Consider the following 13,910-nt stretch of genomic DNA (forward strand, 5'->3'; position numbering starts at 1 on the left):
ATTTTAAGTACCTGTATTTGAAAGTATATGGACAAGAACAAAGTGATTTGTTGGGTACCTTAAAATTTTGCTAGCTACTCTTGTTCACAAGCAGTTCTTTACTCTGTCCCAAGGCTTACTAGTATACTTAACTCATGATAGAACTCATTCGTATAAGTATGTTTAGAAAAATACAACGTATAGAAATCAATTGAATTTACGAATAGAAAGTGGGAAGATACGTGGCAATTATTCAAGTGTCTCAGCGTGAAGGATCCAACTACAAAACCATCCAGGTTGCAGTAGAGGCAGCTCTACCAGGGGATACAGTGGAAGTTGATGAAGGTGTTTATGATGAACATGTAATAATCGATAAGCTGCTGGTTCTTCGAAGTTCAGAAGGGGAAGCGAGCTCAGTTCGTCTAACAGGAAGTGTTCGTATCGCGACAACTGAAGAAGTGCGTATCGAATCGATCAGTATTGGAGGAGGCACTGGTCCAGTGGACTATGGATTACATATCGAATCAGGAGATGTAACGCTGCACCACTGTCTTTTCTCTGAGATTCAAGGAGTTGCCATGCGAGTTGATGCAGCCGCAAAAGTATCCGCAGCGCATTCGATCTTTCAAAAAAACATACAAGGGATTGAGGTATTCGGGCGTTTGGCTTTGTTCGAATGCATAGTAGAAGACACGATCAAGTCTGCACAAATTAGTGTGCGCGCGGCAGGAGAAGTCGCGGTAACGAATACCGGAATTTTAAGTGGGCAAGAAGCTGGCCTTTGCTTGTATGAAACGAGTCGAGCAACAATCACCAAAAGTTCATTCATCGGAAATCGCGGGGTTCAACTTCGTTTGGAACAAGACAGTTCTATGGACGTAGAAAGTACCAATTTTTATTTTGGACATGTCCAAGGAATCTATTGTGATCAATCTAAGGGTGAGCTGAAAAATTGTGTCTTTAAAAACCAACGTTTGGAGCATGTAGCATTTACGAATGGTTCCCATATCGAAGTCGAGGCATGTACGTTTGAAAATGGTGAGGCTGAAGGAATGAACGTCAGTGGTTCAACAGTTGAGCTATCTGACTCACAGTTTAAAAATCAAAAAGGAGACCAAATATCCTGTAACGAACAAAGCAAACTCACGATTACAAAAACACAGATCCTGTCGGGTGAGTCTAGAGGAATTGTTTCTGGAAATTCCACGTGTACAGTCATCGAATCTGAAGTGAAGTACAATCAGATGACGCAACTCTCTGCGTTTACTCAAAGCGTGTTCACGATTCTGGATTGTGAAATTGAGAGTGGAAACAATAAAGGCGTTTACGCAACAGGTAGTCAAGTGACTATTTCAGATTCTCTTATTAGCCATCATAGTGGTGTACAGATTTTTGCTTCTGAACAATCGGACGTAATTCTGTCAGCGACCGAAGTAAAGAGTGGGGATAGTGCAGGGATAGTTGTGAAAGAATCCAAGTTGACGGCAGCCAATTGCATCATCTTCGGTCATAAGGGATCCAACGTTTTACTCAGTGCTGCGGCTAAAGCAGAAATTACCGATTGTAAAATATCGAGTGGCGATAAGAACGGCATACTTGCAGGTCCTGAAGTCGTTATTTCAATAGAACGGTCAATTTTGTTTAATCATAAAAGGCCACAAATAAGAGCAACGGAATCTGCAGAAGTCTTTATAACGGAGTGTGAAATCTATGACGGTAAATCGTCAGGAATCGTCTTGAGTCAGGTGGAGCGTACTGAAGTGACGGGTTCTCGCGTACATGGCCACCAGGATGATCAAATCATCTTGCAAGATTGTTCGGATGCTGTATTCACTGGGGTGCAAGTGATGAATGGAAAGAAGGCTGGATTAAGACTCGAGCGTTCGGTTCCGGTTCTTAACGACTGTTCTTTTGAGAATAACCAAGCAGGAGATTTAGTCCGCTTTGATGACAGTGTTCCTGTGCTCACCGATACGGACTTGCAGGTTCCACCAATCACTAGTAAATTAGGCGGCAGTGCTGGACATTCCTCTCCTGTAGATTCATCACCTACTGATCAGATGGATGTTTTCATGAATGGTTTGAACGGGTTTATTGGACTGGAAGATGTGAAAGACAAAATCCAGGAGTTTAAAAACGTTAGCGACATTAATCAATTCAAATTAGAGCGTGGCATGAAAGCGAATCCGATGGTAGGGCCTCATATGGTCTTTCAAGGGAATCCGGGTACTGGTAAAACGACAGTCGCTCGGCTTATAGGAAAGATTTTTAAGGAACTAGGTTTATTAAAGACAGGCCACGTAACTGAAGTGAAGCGGGAAGATCTCGTTGGAACGCATGTTGGTGAATCGGAAGAACGAACGAAAGTAATTATTAAGGAAGCTATGGGTGGCGTCCTCTTTATAGACGAAGCGTATACGCTTGCAGCAGGGGGCAATTCTAGAAATGATTTCGGAAAAAAAGTAATTGAAACGTTGCTTCCTGCAATGGAAAATGCTCGGGGTGAATTCATTGTCATCGCGGCAGGCTATACCGAAGAAATGAACCGTTTCCTAGCGTCTAATCCGGGATTGAAAGATCGTTTTACTGAAAAGATTCACTTTCAAGACTATACACCAGATGAGTTGCTTCAAATCTTCTTAAGCCAGTGTGAAGGAAGCTATGTGCTTACGCCTGCTGCCAAACAAGCCGTTTATGAGGAGTTCGTGGAACGTTATCGTATGCGCGATGAAACATTTAGTAACGCTCGAATGGCACGTATCCTATACGATCAAATCGGGCTTGCTCAGTCGATGAGAATTGCGAAACTCCCGCGCCAACAGTGGACGGAAAAGGTATTGACGACGTTTGAAGAACAAGACATTGTACAAGCGGTACAAGAGCGTGGAGTGAAGGCGTACGAAGTTCCAATCGATGAAGTACTACTCGCCCATAAACGTGCAGAACTCCATCAGTTTATCGGCCTTGGTTCTGTGAAGGCTGAAATCGATAAAATGATTGAATTAATGAGATACTACAAACGTGAAAATCATTCTACAGAGAAATTGATGAACCACACGCTGTTGATTGGTAAACCAGGGACAGGTAAAACGGAGGTCGGTCGTGTCCTCGCTGGTATTTATCAAGCGCTTGGATTATTAGAACGAGGCGATCTAATTGAAGTAGATCGCAGCGATTTAGTCGGTAGTCATATTGGTGAAACGGAGAAGCTGACAGCCGGGCTGATTGAACGAGCGATGGGTAGTGCGTTATTTATTGATGAAGCTTACACACTTGCGAGTGGTGGAGAGAATGACTTCGGAAAAAAAGCAGTGGAAGTGTTGCTGAAAAAAATGTCCGATCGACAAGGTGAGTTCCTCTTAATTGCCGCAGGGTACGAAAAAGAAATGAATCATTTCTTAGACAGCAACTCCGGACTCCGTCGACGTTTCGGACTAACGCTCCATTTTGAAGATTATACACCACAGGAATTAATGGAAATTACCGACCTCTATAGAAAAGGGTACGGCATAACAGATGAAGCAAAGCATGCATTAGTTCGTCACTATGAGGAAATTTATGCGCGTAGAGATAGTCATTTCGGAAATGCCGGTCTTGCTAAAAAAATAGCGAAAGAAATGACGCGTAAAGTCGATTATCGAATGGCTGTGGCGAGCACTAAACAAAATAGGCTTGCGCTCGAAAAAGAAATAACGAAGGATGATTTAGTTTTGTTGGAGAGTTGAATTGCTGCAAACGATTTAATTGGAATGGTTTTTTGGGGTTTATTAAACAAAGGGGAGAGTCAATATGGAAGTAGTCTATTTTGCAGGTGGATGTTTATGGGGCGTACAAGCTTTTATAAAAACATTACCTGGAGTTACGTTTACAGAAGCAGGAAGAGCTAATGGAGCAAGTCATACACTTGAGGGTGATTATGATGGGTTCGCCGAATGTGTAAAAACAGGATTTGATCCGACAGTTGTAACAATCAGGGAATTAATGGGGTATTTATTTGAAATCATTGATCCATATAGTTTGAATAAACAAGGACAGGATGTTGGCGAGAAATACAGAACAGGCGTATTTAGTGAAAAGCCTGAACACTTAAAAGAGGCGAAGGCATTTCTTAGTGAAAGAAATGATTATGACCTGATAGTTGTTGAAGTATTACCTCTTACAAACTATGTGAGAAGTGCAGAAGAACATCAAGATAGGTTAGCGAGATGTCCGAATGATTATTGTCATATTCCAGAAGAAATAGTCAGTAGGTATAAGTGAGGGAGACTATTAAGAGTGACAGTCACTATGAAAAGGTTGGATTGTCATTTACACTCCTGAGTAGGGAGCCATTCTGGACTAAGATTTCGTACCCCTATAATATAGAAGGGGAACTTAATTGAGAATTGTTATCACTCATTGTATACTAGATTAGCATCAGTAAAATATAATTGAGTGAGGAGAATATATAATGCAAATATACTGGACTAAAATAAATAAGATTATTGAAGAAACGCCAGAGGTTAAAACGTACCTGCTCGACTGTCCGAAAGACTTTACATGGGAAGAAGGTTCCCATACCCACTTCGCACTGGAAGGTTTTAATGCCGGAGATAAACCAAACCGCGGCCTGATTCGTCACATGTCAATCTCCACTTTGCCGCACGAAAATTCAATCGGTATCACAACACGCATCAGAGAGCAGTGCTCTGAGTTTAAAACGATTTTAAGAAATCTTGAGGTCGGCAATGAAGTTGCACTATTTAAAACGCATTCGAATATACCGCTTAAAAGAGAAGACAAAAATGTTTACCTGCTGTCATCAGGTGTCGGCCTGGCAACTTTCAGACCGCTTGTACTTGATTATTTCGAACGTGCTGACAACGTCAATCAAATTCATTCCCTGAACATCGACTCATCAAAAGATTTTTTATTCACTACTATTTTTGAATCCGCACCTGACAAGAATTTCACATCACAGTTCGTCGATAACCGTAAAGACTATTATGAAGAAGTGAAGAATCTTTCTGCAGACAAGAATGGACACTTCTATGTTGTCGGCAGTGATGAATTCCTGGTGCAGAACATTAAAGTACTGCGTGAGCAGGGCGTCAAGCCGGAACAGATTATGCTCGACAAGCGTGAACAACAACTGCCTGAGTTTTTATCAGTTTAATTTCTGGTACCGGTGAACGAAACTATTCCAACAGGTCACTACAATTACATATTTAGGAGGCGGGGATTAGGTATTTACTGCAATATCTAATCTTCCTTGGGTTTTTATGTAATTGGGTGAATTGTTCGTTGTTTCACAGATGCCAATTTTATGCATCGTTAATTTAACAGTGGATAAAAAAAGGGGGGAGTTAAAACGATGAGATTCTTTTCAAAAAAGAAAGTAATAGAAATGGAAAATTACGATCCAATTGCTAACGTAGAGGCATTGATGAAAGATCTCGGAGTACCGTCATGGTTGCAAACTGATTTTGTTGCAGTGTTAAAAGTTAGGCAGAAAACAATGAGTAACGAAGAAATTCGAAACTGGTTGGAACAGCTTGCAATGTCTGTAAACTATATACTTCCAGAGGAATTTCAAGTCGAGAAAAATTTAGATTTGTGTTTTACCACTCATAAAGAGTGGGTTGAAAGTGAAATCAACGAATACGCTAAACTAATCTACGAAGACGTTGACACGACTTTGAAGAATCTACCTGCTTCCATTCAAAAGATGAATCGCAAAGCGCAAAAAGCGTATCTAGCGGTGAGCGTTTGTTTATTAAATATTTTTTCACAACTAGATTGATTGTATTCTTAGTATGTTAGGTACATGCCAAGCTTTCCGATTAATTTCAGGTACTTGCGCCTGATGCTATTTTGGGGATTCACTACAAGTAGATACGTATAAGGCGTGGATTGGGTATGTACTGAAATACCTAATCTTTTTTGTGTTTTTATATAATTTCGTTGTTGTTTGTTGCACAGTTTTTAAAAAGGAAACAAAGACTGAGTTTTATTGCCTTCAAAATATCCTTTATTTGGGCTAATAGATAGTAGACAAATACCTTCAAGAAAGGAGTCTTTTTATGGAAACCGAAACAACAATTAAAATCCAAGTGCAAAAAGTTATAGATTTAGTTATTGAAAAAAAGAAACAAAATGAGCATAAATTTTTAGACACACTTTTAGATAGGATGAAAGAATTATTGAATATATTGAGTAATAAGGAGATAGATGGATTAAGAAAAAATCTTTCGATTAGTGGAGCTATGCGAGCATATTTAGATACATATATAGTGGAAAGTTATGAAGAACCCCTAGTAATTGAACTTGATAGACTAGAAAAAATGTTGAAATAGAAAAGGCGGATTAGTTGAAAGTGGTGGTTTGACGAACAAGGGAAATTAATGAAGTAGTTAATTACAGGTACCTATCCCGTCAATTAACTACAATTTTATATTTATAAGGCCCGGACTAGGTAAGTACTGCAATATCAAATTTCATTTAAATTTTTATACAATTGTGTTGATTTTTTGTTGTTGTTCATTACACCGGTACGGATTCTAGACATCATTGTAGGCTTCTTTTCATATTATATTTTGAGGTGAAAAAATGCCAAGAGTGAAATACCGGGATTCTGACATTGACTTACTGGCAAGGATGATGAGAGCAGAAGCCGAAGGTGAAGGTAAACAAGGAATGCTATACGTTGGAAATGTAATTGTTAATCGTCTTGTAGCAGATTGTTTGGACTTTTCAGATGTGAGATCAATTGAACAAGTCATTTTTCATATACAAGGAGGAAATTATTCTTTTGAAGCTGTTCAAAAAGGTAATTTATTTTATGAAAGAGCGAGACCTGTTGAAAAGAGATTAGCAAAACAGACGTTGGATTACTGGAGAGTCCACCCAGGTAAATATGCTCTTTGGTACTTTAATCCGTCTGGTCCATGCCCTCCAACATGGTACGGTCAACCTTTTACTGGTCAGTTTAAAGAACATTGTTTTTATGAACCAGTAGCTGGAACATGCGAAAGTGTATATATCGGTTAGGATTATTGGTAACTATTGGTGAAATTTGAGTTGAAATTTTAGGTGCCTGTGCATGAACCTACTGCGAAAATACACTGCAATTACATATTTATAAGGCGTGGATTAGGTATTTACTTCACTATCTAATCTTCCTTGCGTTTTATGTAATTGCGTGAATTATTCGTTGTGGTTTGTTGCGCAGGCACCGATTTTTATTTTGTCTGTTGTTTCCGTGCATGACACGTCATCTGTTACGCCTCTCCTTGGTTAAAGTCTAATTCGAATGGCTTTGGTGGCCTGCTTTCTGGCAAGTCACTGGGTCGCGATTCTTCCAAATAGTTCTCGAAATTCGTCGCATTGAATAACGTCGAAGGGCGTAAATACTTTTGCCAATGTGGATCATCCAGCCAGTCATTCACTTTCGTGTCAATGACCATTTTGCAATCCGCCGCTGTGTAGCCTTCACTGAAACGCCCGTTCACCAATCGTGCAGTCGCCTTCGAAGACGCTTTAAATTGTTTGCAGGTTTTGTCATTCAAATAGTCGATGACAGACACAACGTCGAGATCGTTCTCGACAAGTTCTTTCTTAATACTTTTAATCTCTTTGGTTATTGCTAGGGGCATTTTGCCCTCTGTAGTGGGGGCAATTTGCACTTCCTCTTGGAAAGATTTTGCGGTCGTCGATGGAGCATCTTGCCCCCCCTGACAGTGCAGAATTGTGTAATCAATGCGGTACCATTTCGTCTTGTCCATTTTCATTTGATTATACGAAGAAGTTGAAATGATATAGCCGCTATCTTCCAGTCTACGAATTGCTCTTTTAATCGTATCGACAGACCAAAAGGGAAATTCTTCGTTTTTCCACTCTTCATATGTTTTGTAAACCCACTTATGCCCATCCCGCACATTCGTCGAGATGAGCGATCTAAAATGCAATTGCTGAAGTAAAATGGCCGCGTTTAATCCCACTTGCATCGCAAGCGACGGAAGCACTTGAAGCGGCAACTCTTTTATTAATAAATTCATCATGAATCCTCCTTTGGTGAATGGCAACAAAAGCGTAAGCGCCTGGTCAGGGGTGACAGGCATAAGGCGAGGCGACGACGTGGCGTTCTTTGCCACATAGTCGGCTTGACTTATGACCCGAGCCCCTAGGCGCTGGAGCCTAGACGGAAACAAAAGCGCAGGGCGCCGTCTAGCCTCGACAGGCATAAGTCGATCCAGCGCCGTGGCGTTTTTTGCCACATAGCTGGATTGCTTATGACCTGAGGGGCTGGCGCCCGGAGCCTAGACGGGACAAACACATGTCTACCTACTTAGCGAGTGTATTTTGACGATAGCACGACGTCTTTGGCCTAGACGAACGATGCCTTCACCCTCTATATAGACAAACCATATGAAAAAGGGGACAACTGGTGACAATTATTTTTGGTTTATGACTGCTATATAGTTCAAAGCGCCTGGAGTTCGTGTGATCCAGCTTCAGGCGCCAACTCCTCGGAGGCTCACAGGATGTGAGTTACACAGCGGGGAGGGATTGAACTGCATCCCTCCTTATTGCTGCAGGACGCGGCGTACTTAGGCTGTGATCCTTGAAAGTCGCTTCGGCTATGCGGCAAAGGGCGCCGCTCCGCCGACCCGTCTTATGCCTGTCGGAGCTTAGCGGCGCCTTACGCTTTTCTTGTGATCCAGCTCCAGGCGCCAACTCCTCGGGTCATAAGTCGCTTCGGCTATGCGGCAAAGGGCGCCGCTCCGCCGACCCGTCTTATGCCTGTCGGAGCTTAGCGGCGCCTTACGCTTTTCTTGTGATCTAGCTTCAGGCACCAACTCCTCGGGTCATAAGTCGCTTCGGCTATGCGGCAAAGAGCGCCGCTCCGCCGACCCGTCTTATGCCTGTCGGAGCTTAGCGGCGCCTTACGCTTTTCTATGTTAATACAAGTCTCAGTTTCTCTAACGATCGGTATCTTCGTTTCCTAACCCCTTCAACCGTAATTCCAATTCGCTCGGCACATTCTGTCAGCGTATACCCTTCGATGAATAGCCACTCAACAAGTTGACGCTCTTCAGGGGTTAACACGTCCAGCGCATCCGATAGCCTATTCAGCGCTCCGGGCTGGACTGTGATTTCCGACTCCAATAGATACGCCAAGGAGTCGTCCTCTATCAGCATGATATTCTCTTCAAATACGTTTTCCTTTTTTAATTCATCCAAAATGCCACCGCGTATGCTGCGATAGGCAAATGGCGTGAAATTTCCTTTTGCTACGTCAAAGCGGTTCCATGCTTGCCATAAAGCGACTCTTCCCGCCTGCCTGAAACTGTCATGGTTGCGTTGAATATTCAATTTGCGGATAGATGCAGAAATCATCGGTTCATACTGTTCCAAAATGTCTTCAAAAGTCATCATTTGTGCGGCCTTCCAGACCGTGCACGGTGCTTTGTATTCCCGGGTGACTACATCGTAGTGCATTCAAAATAGGGAATCCAATGTACATTTATGACGTTTGACGCACCATACATGATGAATGGTTAGCGAAAACTGACAATAAACACATAATAATTACAATATTCATAATATTTAAATAAAATGGCATTGATTAATTATAAGTAAATGGTATCATATAATTATAATGGGTAAAAAGGGGGAATTTTATTTGAGGAGGTGTGATTCTTTTTTGATTAATCGAACAGTACTGGCAGTTAAAGCATTTTTCATGGGGGAAAATAAAAGCGAAATACTTACAACACATGGTATTTATTACTCTGTGTTAACACCACTAGATCTACTCAATAAGGCGTGCATTAATTATTATTCATCTTGGCAGGGACGTACAAATGTTGCAAAGAATTTGTTGAATTATTCAAAGAAACCGCCGTTCATTATAGTACCTAACGAAATTGGTGTATTTCCAACAAAATCATCAGATAGTCCGGATTGTGTCTTTATTTTTAATCATTACATCAGCGTTGAAGAAGTGGCGAAAGGCCAATCAGTAATCACATTTATGCCAGGGATCTCCATTACCGTAAATGTCTCGAAAAACACCATACTAAACCAATATCAACGCCTCCACACACTGATGAGCGTAAGTAAATTGATGCATCAGGAAAAGGAATTATATGATAGGGAAAATGGTTTCGATGATAGAAAATATATATAGGCGAGAACGATAGGATTGTATGGTGATTGGTGAGGATCCATCATTTTGCTAGTGCGTGATGTTAGTTAGTCAATTCACTATAATTGCATACTTATGAACTGGAGAATAGGTATGTATCTATTCTCTTTTATTTTATTAACAATGGGTTGAACGGTCATAACCCGTGAATCCAAAAAAAAGCCGGGAGCTGTCCAACGAACTTGGCGAAGTGTCCAACCAACGGGGAGGTTTCCAACGAACCCTATGAAGTGTCCAACCAAAATCCTGAGCTGTCCAACCAACCCGGCGAAGTTTCCAACGAACCCGGTGAAGTGTCCAACCAACGGGGCGGTTTCCAACAAACTCATTGAAGTGGCCAACTAAAGTCCTGAGCTGTCCAACGAACTTGGCGAAGTGTCCAACCAAGAGGGTGGTTTCCAACAAACTCTTTGAAGTGTCCAACATAAGTCCTGAGCTGTCCAACGAACTTGGCGGAGTGTCCAACGAACAGGGCGGTTTCCAACGAACTCTTTGAAGTGTCCAACCAAAATCCAGAGCTGTCCAACCAACTTGGCCAAGTGTCCAACAAACAGGGAGGTTTCCAACAAACTCATTGAAGTGTCCAACCAAAATCCAGAGCTGTCCAACCAACTTGGCCAAGTGTCCAACAAACTCATTGAAGTGTCCAACCAACGTCCTGAGCTGTCCAACGAACTTGGCGTAGTGTCCAACGAACAGGGAGGTTTCCAACAAACTCATTGAAGTGTCCAACCAAAATCATGAGCTGTCCAACGAACTTGGCTAAGTGTCCAACCAACAGAGTGGTTTCCAACAAACTCTTTGAAGTGTCCAACCAAAGCCCGGAGCTGTCCAACGAACTTGGCGAAGTGTCCAACAAAACCCGTAGATGCCTAACTATTCGCATCCTGTCTTCAGATTTACTCCTCAGATTTCAGACGCACTATGATTTCATACGTGCAATTGACAGCAGGGCAAAGAAGACTCCTCGTAAACTCGTTTTTGATATGATTTTTATTTCATCGAGAGAAAAATCCTTCAACTGGCACGTCATAATCCATAAAAGCTTCGCTGAATAAAGCTTTTCCAATCAGTTCGCGCAAAACGCCTGAATAATAGCCGGGTAGATTCCGTACTTTTTTCGATTTGGTTGTTTGAATCGAAATACGAAGTGCGTGTATGGCTAATTGCTCGAATAGCTCCCCTTTGTCTTCATGAATGCTGAATTTTAACATTTGCAGGGACTGTTTTCGGTAGACGCCGTAAAAATCACGTGCTAATTTACTTTCTCCGATTGTTGAAGAAAGAAGCGATTTCATTTTACCAAAAAGTGTAGTAGGCACAATTTCCGGAGGAGACGTTCTTTTAAGGTCTTTAGTGTTTATCGCTTTAGAAAGAAAAGCTTCGTTTTGCGGTTTAGCGGGTTCAACCTTACTGGGAGTAGGCTTTTCGTTACTCTTCGGGGTGTTCATTTTCGACTGGTCACTAGTAGGTTTAATGACGTAAATGTTAGCGCCTAGACCGCTCATGACAGGGCGGATATAGTGAATGCGTTCGATAATTCCGAGCTTTTCTAATTTGCGAATGGCGCGTCGTACAGTCGCGTTGGATTTCAAAATAGCCTTTTCGATTGTTTCGTGTTTCAAATGTGCAGCGCCGTATTTGACGGAGTAACGACGGATCATTTCTAGAACAGCCCGTTCTGTTTGGTTCATAGCATTCCAGTGCGTGAATACATGTTGTCTTGTCGCCGCGTCTAAATCGTTATTGTTTGTGAAGTGTGCGTACTCAGAAAGGTAAGTTGTCATAAAGAATATCCCCTTTATTCTTTATATAGAAGAGAATTGAGGTTTAGGGGACAATTATGTGAAAAAAGTTTTGTGAATTTATTTTATGCAGGAGGATATGTTTTTAAAAAAGGGTCAGCGCTAATTATAAAACCATTAAAGTATGGCTGCGTTTACTAACCAATAGATTACAATTTCATTATTTTATGGTACCGTATGGGTAAAGAGTATAGGGAGAATAGAGTGAAAAAATTATACATATGGTTACTTCTGATATTGTCGATTGTCATTTTGATAGCAGGGAAAGCGCATAGGGATAACAACCTCGAAAAAGGAATCGTTTCTGCTGAAGAACGGAATAAGCAGCTTATAGCAGAACAAAAAGAAAAAGTGGAAGGGGCTAAAGCTACTTGGCTTGGTAAGCAAGAAGCAAGAGTTTACGTTATTGGAAGCAGTGTCGCGATTGGTAAAGGCGCTTCTAATCGGAAGACTACATCTTGGGCAGGTTTGTTAAGAGCGGACTTCGAGCAAACAAACCCTGATGTGACTTTCTCTAATTTGGGTGTTTCTGGCTATACAACAAAAGATATTCTCGAAAAAGGTGTAGTAGAAGATCTAATACGCCCTGATGTAGTAATTTTCGAAACAAGCCTTATTAATAATTTCACCAAGATATCTTTGGCAGATTCGACTAAACAAATTAAAGAGATACATGATAAAATTAGTGCTAAAACTCCAAACGCGAGAGTCGTTTTGTTACCCCCAAATCCAATCATTCTCCTTCCATTAACAAATGGGGTTCCCGTGGAGAATAGGACTGATAAGGACGGTTATTCATATGAAGAGTTCGTTAAAGCTTCAGGACAATATAGTAAAGCACAGAATTGGGAGTACATTGATTTTTGGGCTGACTTCGAACAAGGCATAGAAGATAAAGGTATTACTTTGAAAACTTTATTGGATAAAGATGGGGTACATCCTAATGATACTGGCTATAAATTATGGTATGACTCAATAAAAGGATATTTCCGGATTAAAGATTAAGAACCTGTAGGAACAAACGGGGTAGTCGTGTATTTCGATCATTTTTTAGGTGGGTTGTGCGTGAAGGTATTTGGAATGTACACTGTAACTTATTATGAAAAAATTATAAACTGGTCAAGTAAAGAACAAGTTCTCAAGATAAAAAATGAATTTATTAGTTAAAGTGTCTTGAAAGTGGGGGAGTTTACCTGCTTTCTTTTTTTATGGATTAGTTTTAGGTAGCTCACTAGGATGGGCGACATACTTCGTGGAGTGTCCAATGAAACCTGGCAACTGTGCAACCAACTTCGTGAAGTGTCCAACCAATCCGGGAAAGTGTCCAACATACAAGGGAGTTTCCAACGAAAGCATCGAAGTGTGCAACAGAAGCCTGGAGCTGTCCAACCAATCCGGGAAAGTGTCCAACCAATCCCGGAAAGTGTCCAACCAATCCCGGAAAGTGTCCAACATACAAGGGAGTTTCCAACGAAACCATCGAAGTGTCCAACAAAGCCCTGCAGCTTTCCAACCAACTTCGTGAAGTGTCCAACCAATCCCGGAAAGTGTCCAACATACAATGGAGTTTCCAACGAAACCATCGAAGTGTGCAACAGAAGCCCGGAGCTGTCCAACCAACTTCGTGAAGTGTCCAACCAATCCCGGAAAGTGTCCAACATACAAGGGAGTTTCCAACGAAACCATCGAAGTGTCCAACAAAGCCCTGGAGCTGTCCAACCAACTTCGTGAAGTGTCCAACCAATCCTAGAAAGTGTCCAACATACAAGGGGGTTTCCAACGAAAGCATCGAAGTGTGCAACAAAAGCCTGGAGCTGTCCAACCAACTTCGTGAAGTGTCCAACCAATCCCGTAAAGTGTCCAACAAACAAGGGAGTTTCCAACGAAAGCATCGAAGTGTGCAACAGAAGCCTGGAGCTGTCCAACCAACTTCGTGA

Annotated in this window: 14 protein-coding genes; 8 read left to right on the forward strand and 6 right to left on the reverse strand. The window is 41.6% G+C overall.

The features are described from left to right. The first annotated feature begins 221 nt into the window (after positions 1 to 221). The 6 genes from I2484_RS17325 to I2484_RS17350 all read left to right on the forward strand — a co-directional run bounded on the left by I2484_RS17325 (position 222) and on the right by I2484_RS17350 (position 7,008). Complete coding sequence (locus tag I2484_RS17325; protein ID WP_207152316.1) at positions 222 to 3,704, forward strand: right-handed parallel beta-helix repeat-containing protein; 3,483 nt, start codon at positions 222 to 224, stop codon at positions 3,702 to 3,704. Positions 3,705 to 3,768: 64 nt separating this feature from the next. After that, the gene (locus I2484_RS17330) at positions 3,769 to 4,239 is read left to right on the forward strand and encodes a peptide-methionine (S)-S-oxide reductase (protein WP_207152317.1); all 471 of its coding nucleotides are present in this window, start codon (positions 3,769 to 3,771) and stop codon (positions 4,237 to 4,239) included. A gap of 190 nt (positions 4,240 to 4,429) precedes the next feature. Next, on the forward strand, positions 4,430 to 5,134 hold the full coding sequence (locus I2484_RS17335) for a ferredoxin reductase domain-containing protein (protein WP_207152318.1): 705 nt from the start codon (positions 4,430 to 4,432) through the stop codon (positions 5,132 to 5,134). A gap of 198 nt (positions 5,135 to 5,332) precedes the next feature. Then, positions 5,333 to 5,761 carry a hypothetical protein gene (locus I2484_RS17340; RefSeq protein ID WP_207152319.1) on the forward strand — a complete coding sequence of 143 codons (429 nt, stop codon included), beginning with the start codon at positions 5,333 to 5,335 and terminating at the stop codon, positions 5,759 to 5,761. A 280-nt stretch (positions 5,762 to 6,041) separates the two neighbouring features. Next, positions 6,042 to 6,314 (forward strand): hypothetical protein, encoded by a 273-nt coding sequence (locus I2484_RS17345; RefSeq protein ID WP_207152320.1) that lies wholly within the window; start codon positions 6,042 to 6,044, stop codon positions 6,312 to 6,314. Between the two features lie 253 nt (positions 6,315 to 6,567). Further along, positions 6,568 to 7,008, forward strand: coding sequence for a cell wall hydrolase (locus I2484_RS17350; protein ID WP_207152321.1), 441 nt, complete (start codon positions 6,568 to 6,570; stop codon positions 7,006 to 7,008). 230 nt (positions 7,009 to 7,238) lie between these two features. Here I2484_RS17350 and I2484_RS17355 read toward each other — a convergent pair whose 3' ends face one another. After that, positions 7,239 to 8,015 (reverse strand): conserved phage C-terminal domain-containing protein, encoded by a 777-nt coding sequence (locus I2484_RS17355; protein WP_207152322.1) that lies wholly within the window; start codon positions 8,013 to 8,015, stop codon positions 7,239 to 7,241. 898 nt (positions 8,016 to 8,913) lie between these two features. Then, a complete protein-coding gene (locus tag I2484_RS17360; RefSeq protein WP_207152323.1) occupies positions 8,914 to 9,396 on the reverse strand; it encodes a sigma-70 family RNA polymerase sigma factor in 483 nt (160 codons plus the stop codon). Positions 9,397 to 9,664: 268 nt separating this feature from the next. On the opposite strand from I2484_RS17360, the gene I2484_RS17365 reads away from it, so the two are divergent. Continuing rightward, positions 9,665 to 10,150 (forward strand): competence protein ComK, encoded by a 486-nt coding sequence (locus tag I2484_RS17365; RefSeq protein ID WP_207152324.1) that lies wholly within the window; start codon positions 9,665 to 9,667, stop codon positions 10,148 to 10,150. Positions 10,151 to 10,285: 135 nt separating this feature from the next. Here I2484_RS17365 and I2484_RS17370 read toward each other — a convergent pair whose 3' ends face one another. The 3 genes from I2484_RS17370 to I2484_RS17380 form a co-directional block, all read right to left on the reverse strand. Further along, entirely contained in the window at positions 10,286 to 10,888 is a 603-nt protein-coding gene (locus I2484_RS17370) for a hypothetical protein (RefSeq protein ID WP_207152325.1), read from the reverse strand. After that, positions 10,803 to 11,024, reverse strand: a complete 222-nt coding sequence (locus tag I2484_RS17375; protein ID WP_207152326.1) for a hypothetical protein — start codon at positions 11,022 to 11,024, stop codon at positions 10,803 to 10,805. Before I2484_RS17375 ends, I2484_RS17370 begins: the two co-directional genes overlap by 86 nt. Before the next feature lie 142 nt (positions 11,025 to 11,166). Then, positions 11,167 to 11,955: a helix-turn-helix domain-containing protein gene (locus I2484_RS17380; protein WP_207152327.1), complete on the reverse strand. Its 789-nt coding sequence runs from the start codon at positions 11,953 to 11,955 to the stop codon at positions 11,167 to 11,169. Between the two features lie 222 nt (positions 11,956 to 12,177). On the opposite strand from I2484_RS17380, the gene I2484_RS17385 reads away from it, so the two are divergent. After that, on the forward strand, positions 12,178 to 12,978 hold the full coding sequence (locus tag I2484_RS17385) for a GDSL-type esterase/lipase family protein (protein ID WP_207152328.1): 801 nt from the start codon (positions 12,178 to 12,180) through the stop codon (positions 12,976 to 12,978). Between the two features lie 226 nt (positions 12,979 to 13,204). Here the strand turns inward: I2484_RS17385 and I2484_RS17390 are convergent. Further along, positions 13,205 to 13,910: hypothetical protein (locus I2484_RS17390; protein ID WP_207152329.1), on the reverse strand; the 706-nt coding region annotated here is incomplete at its 5' end.

It is taken from the genome of Sporosarcina sp. E16_8 (genome assembly GCF_017347095.1).
Taxonomy (GTDB): Bacteria; Bacillota; Bacilli; order Bacillales_A; family Planococcaceae; genus Sporosarcina.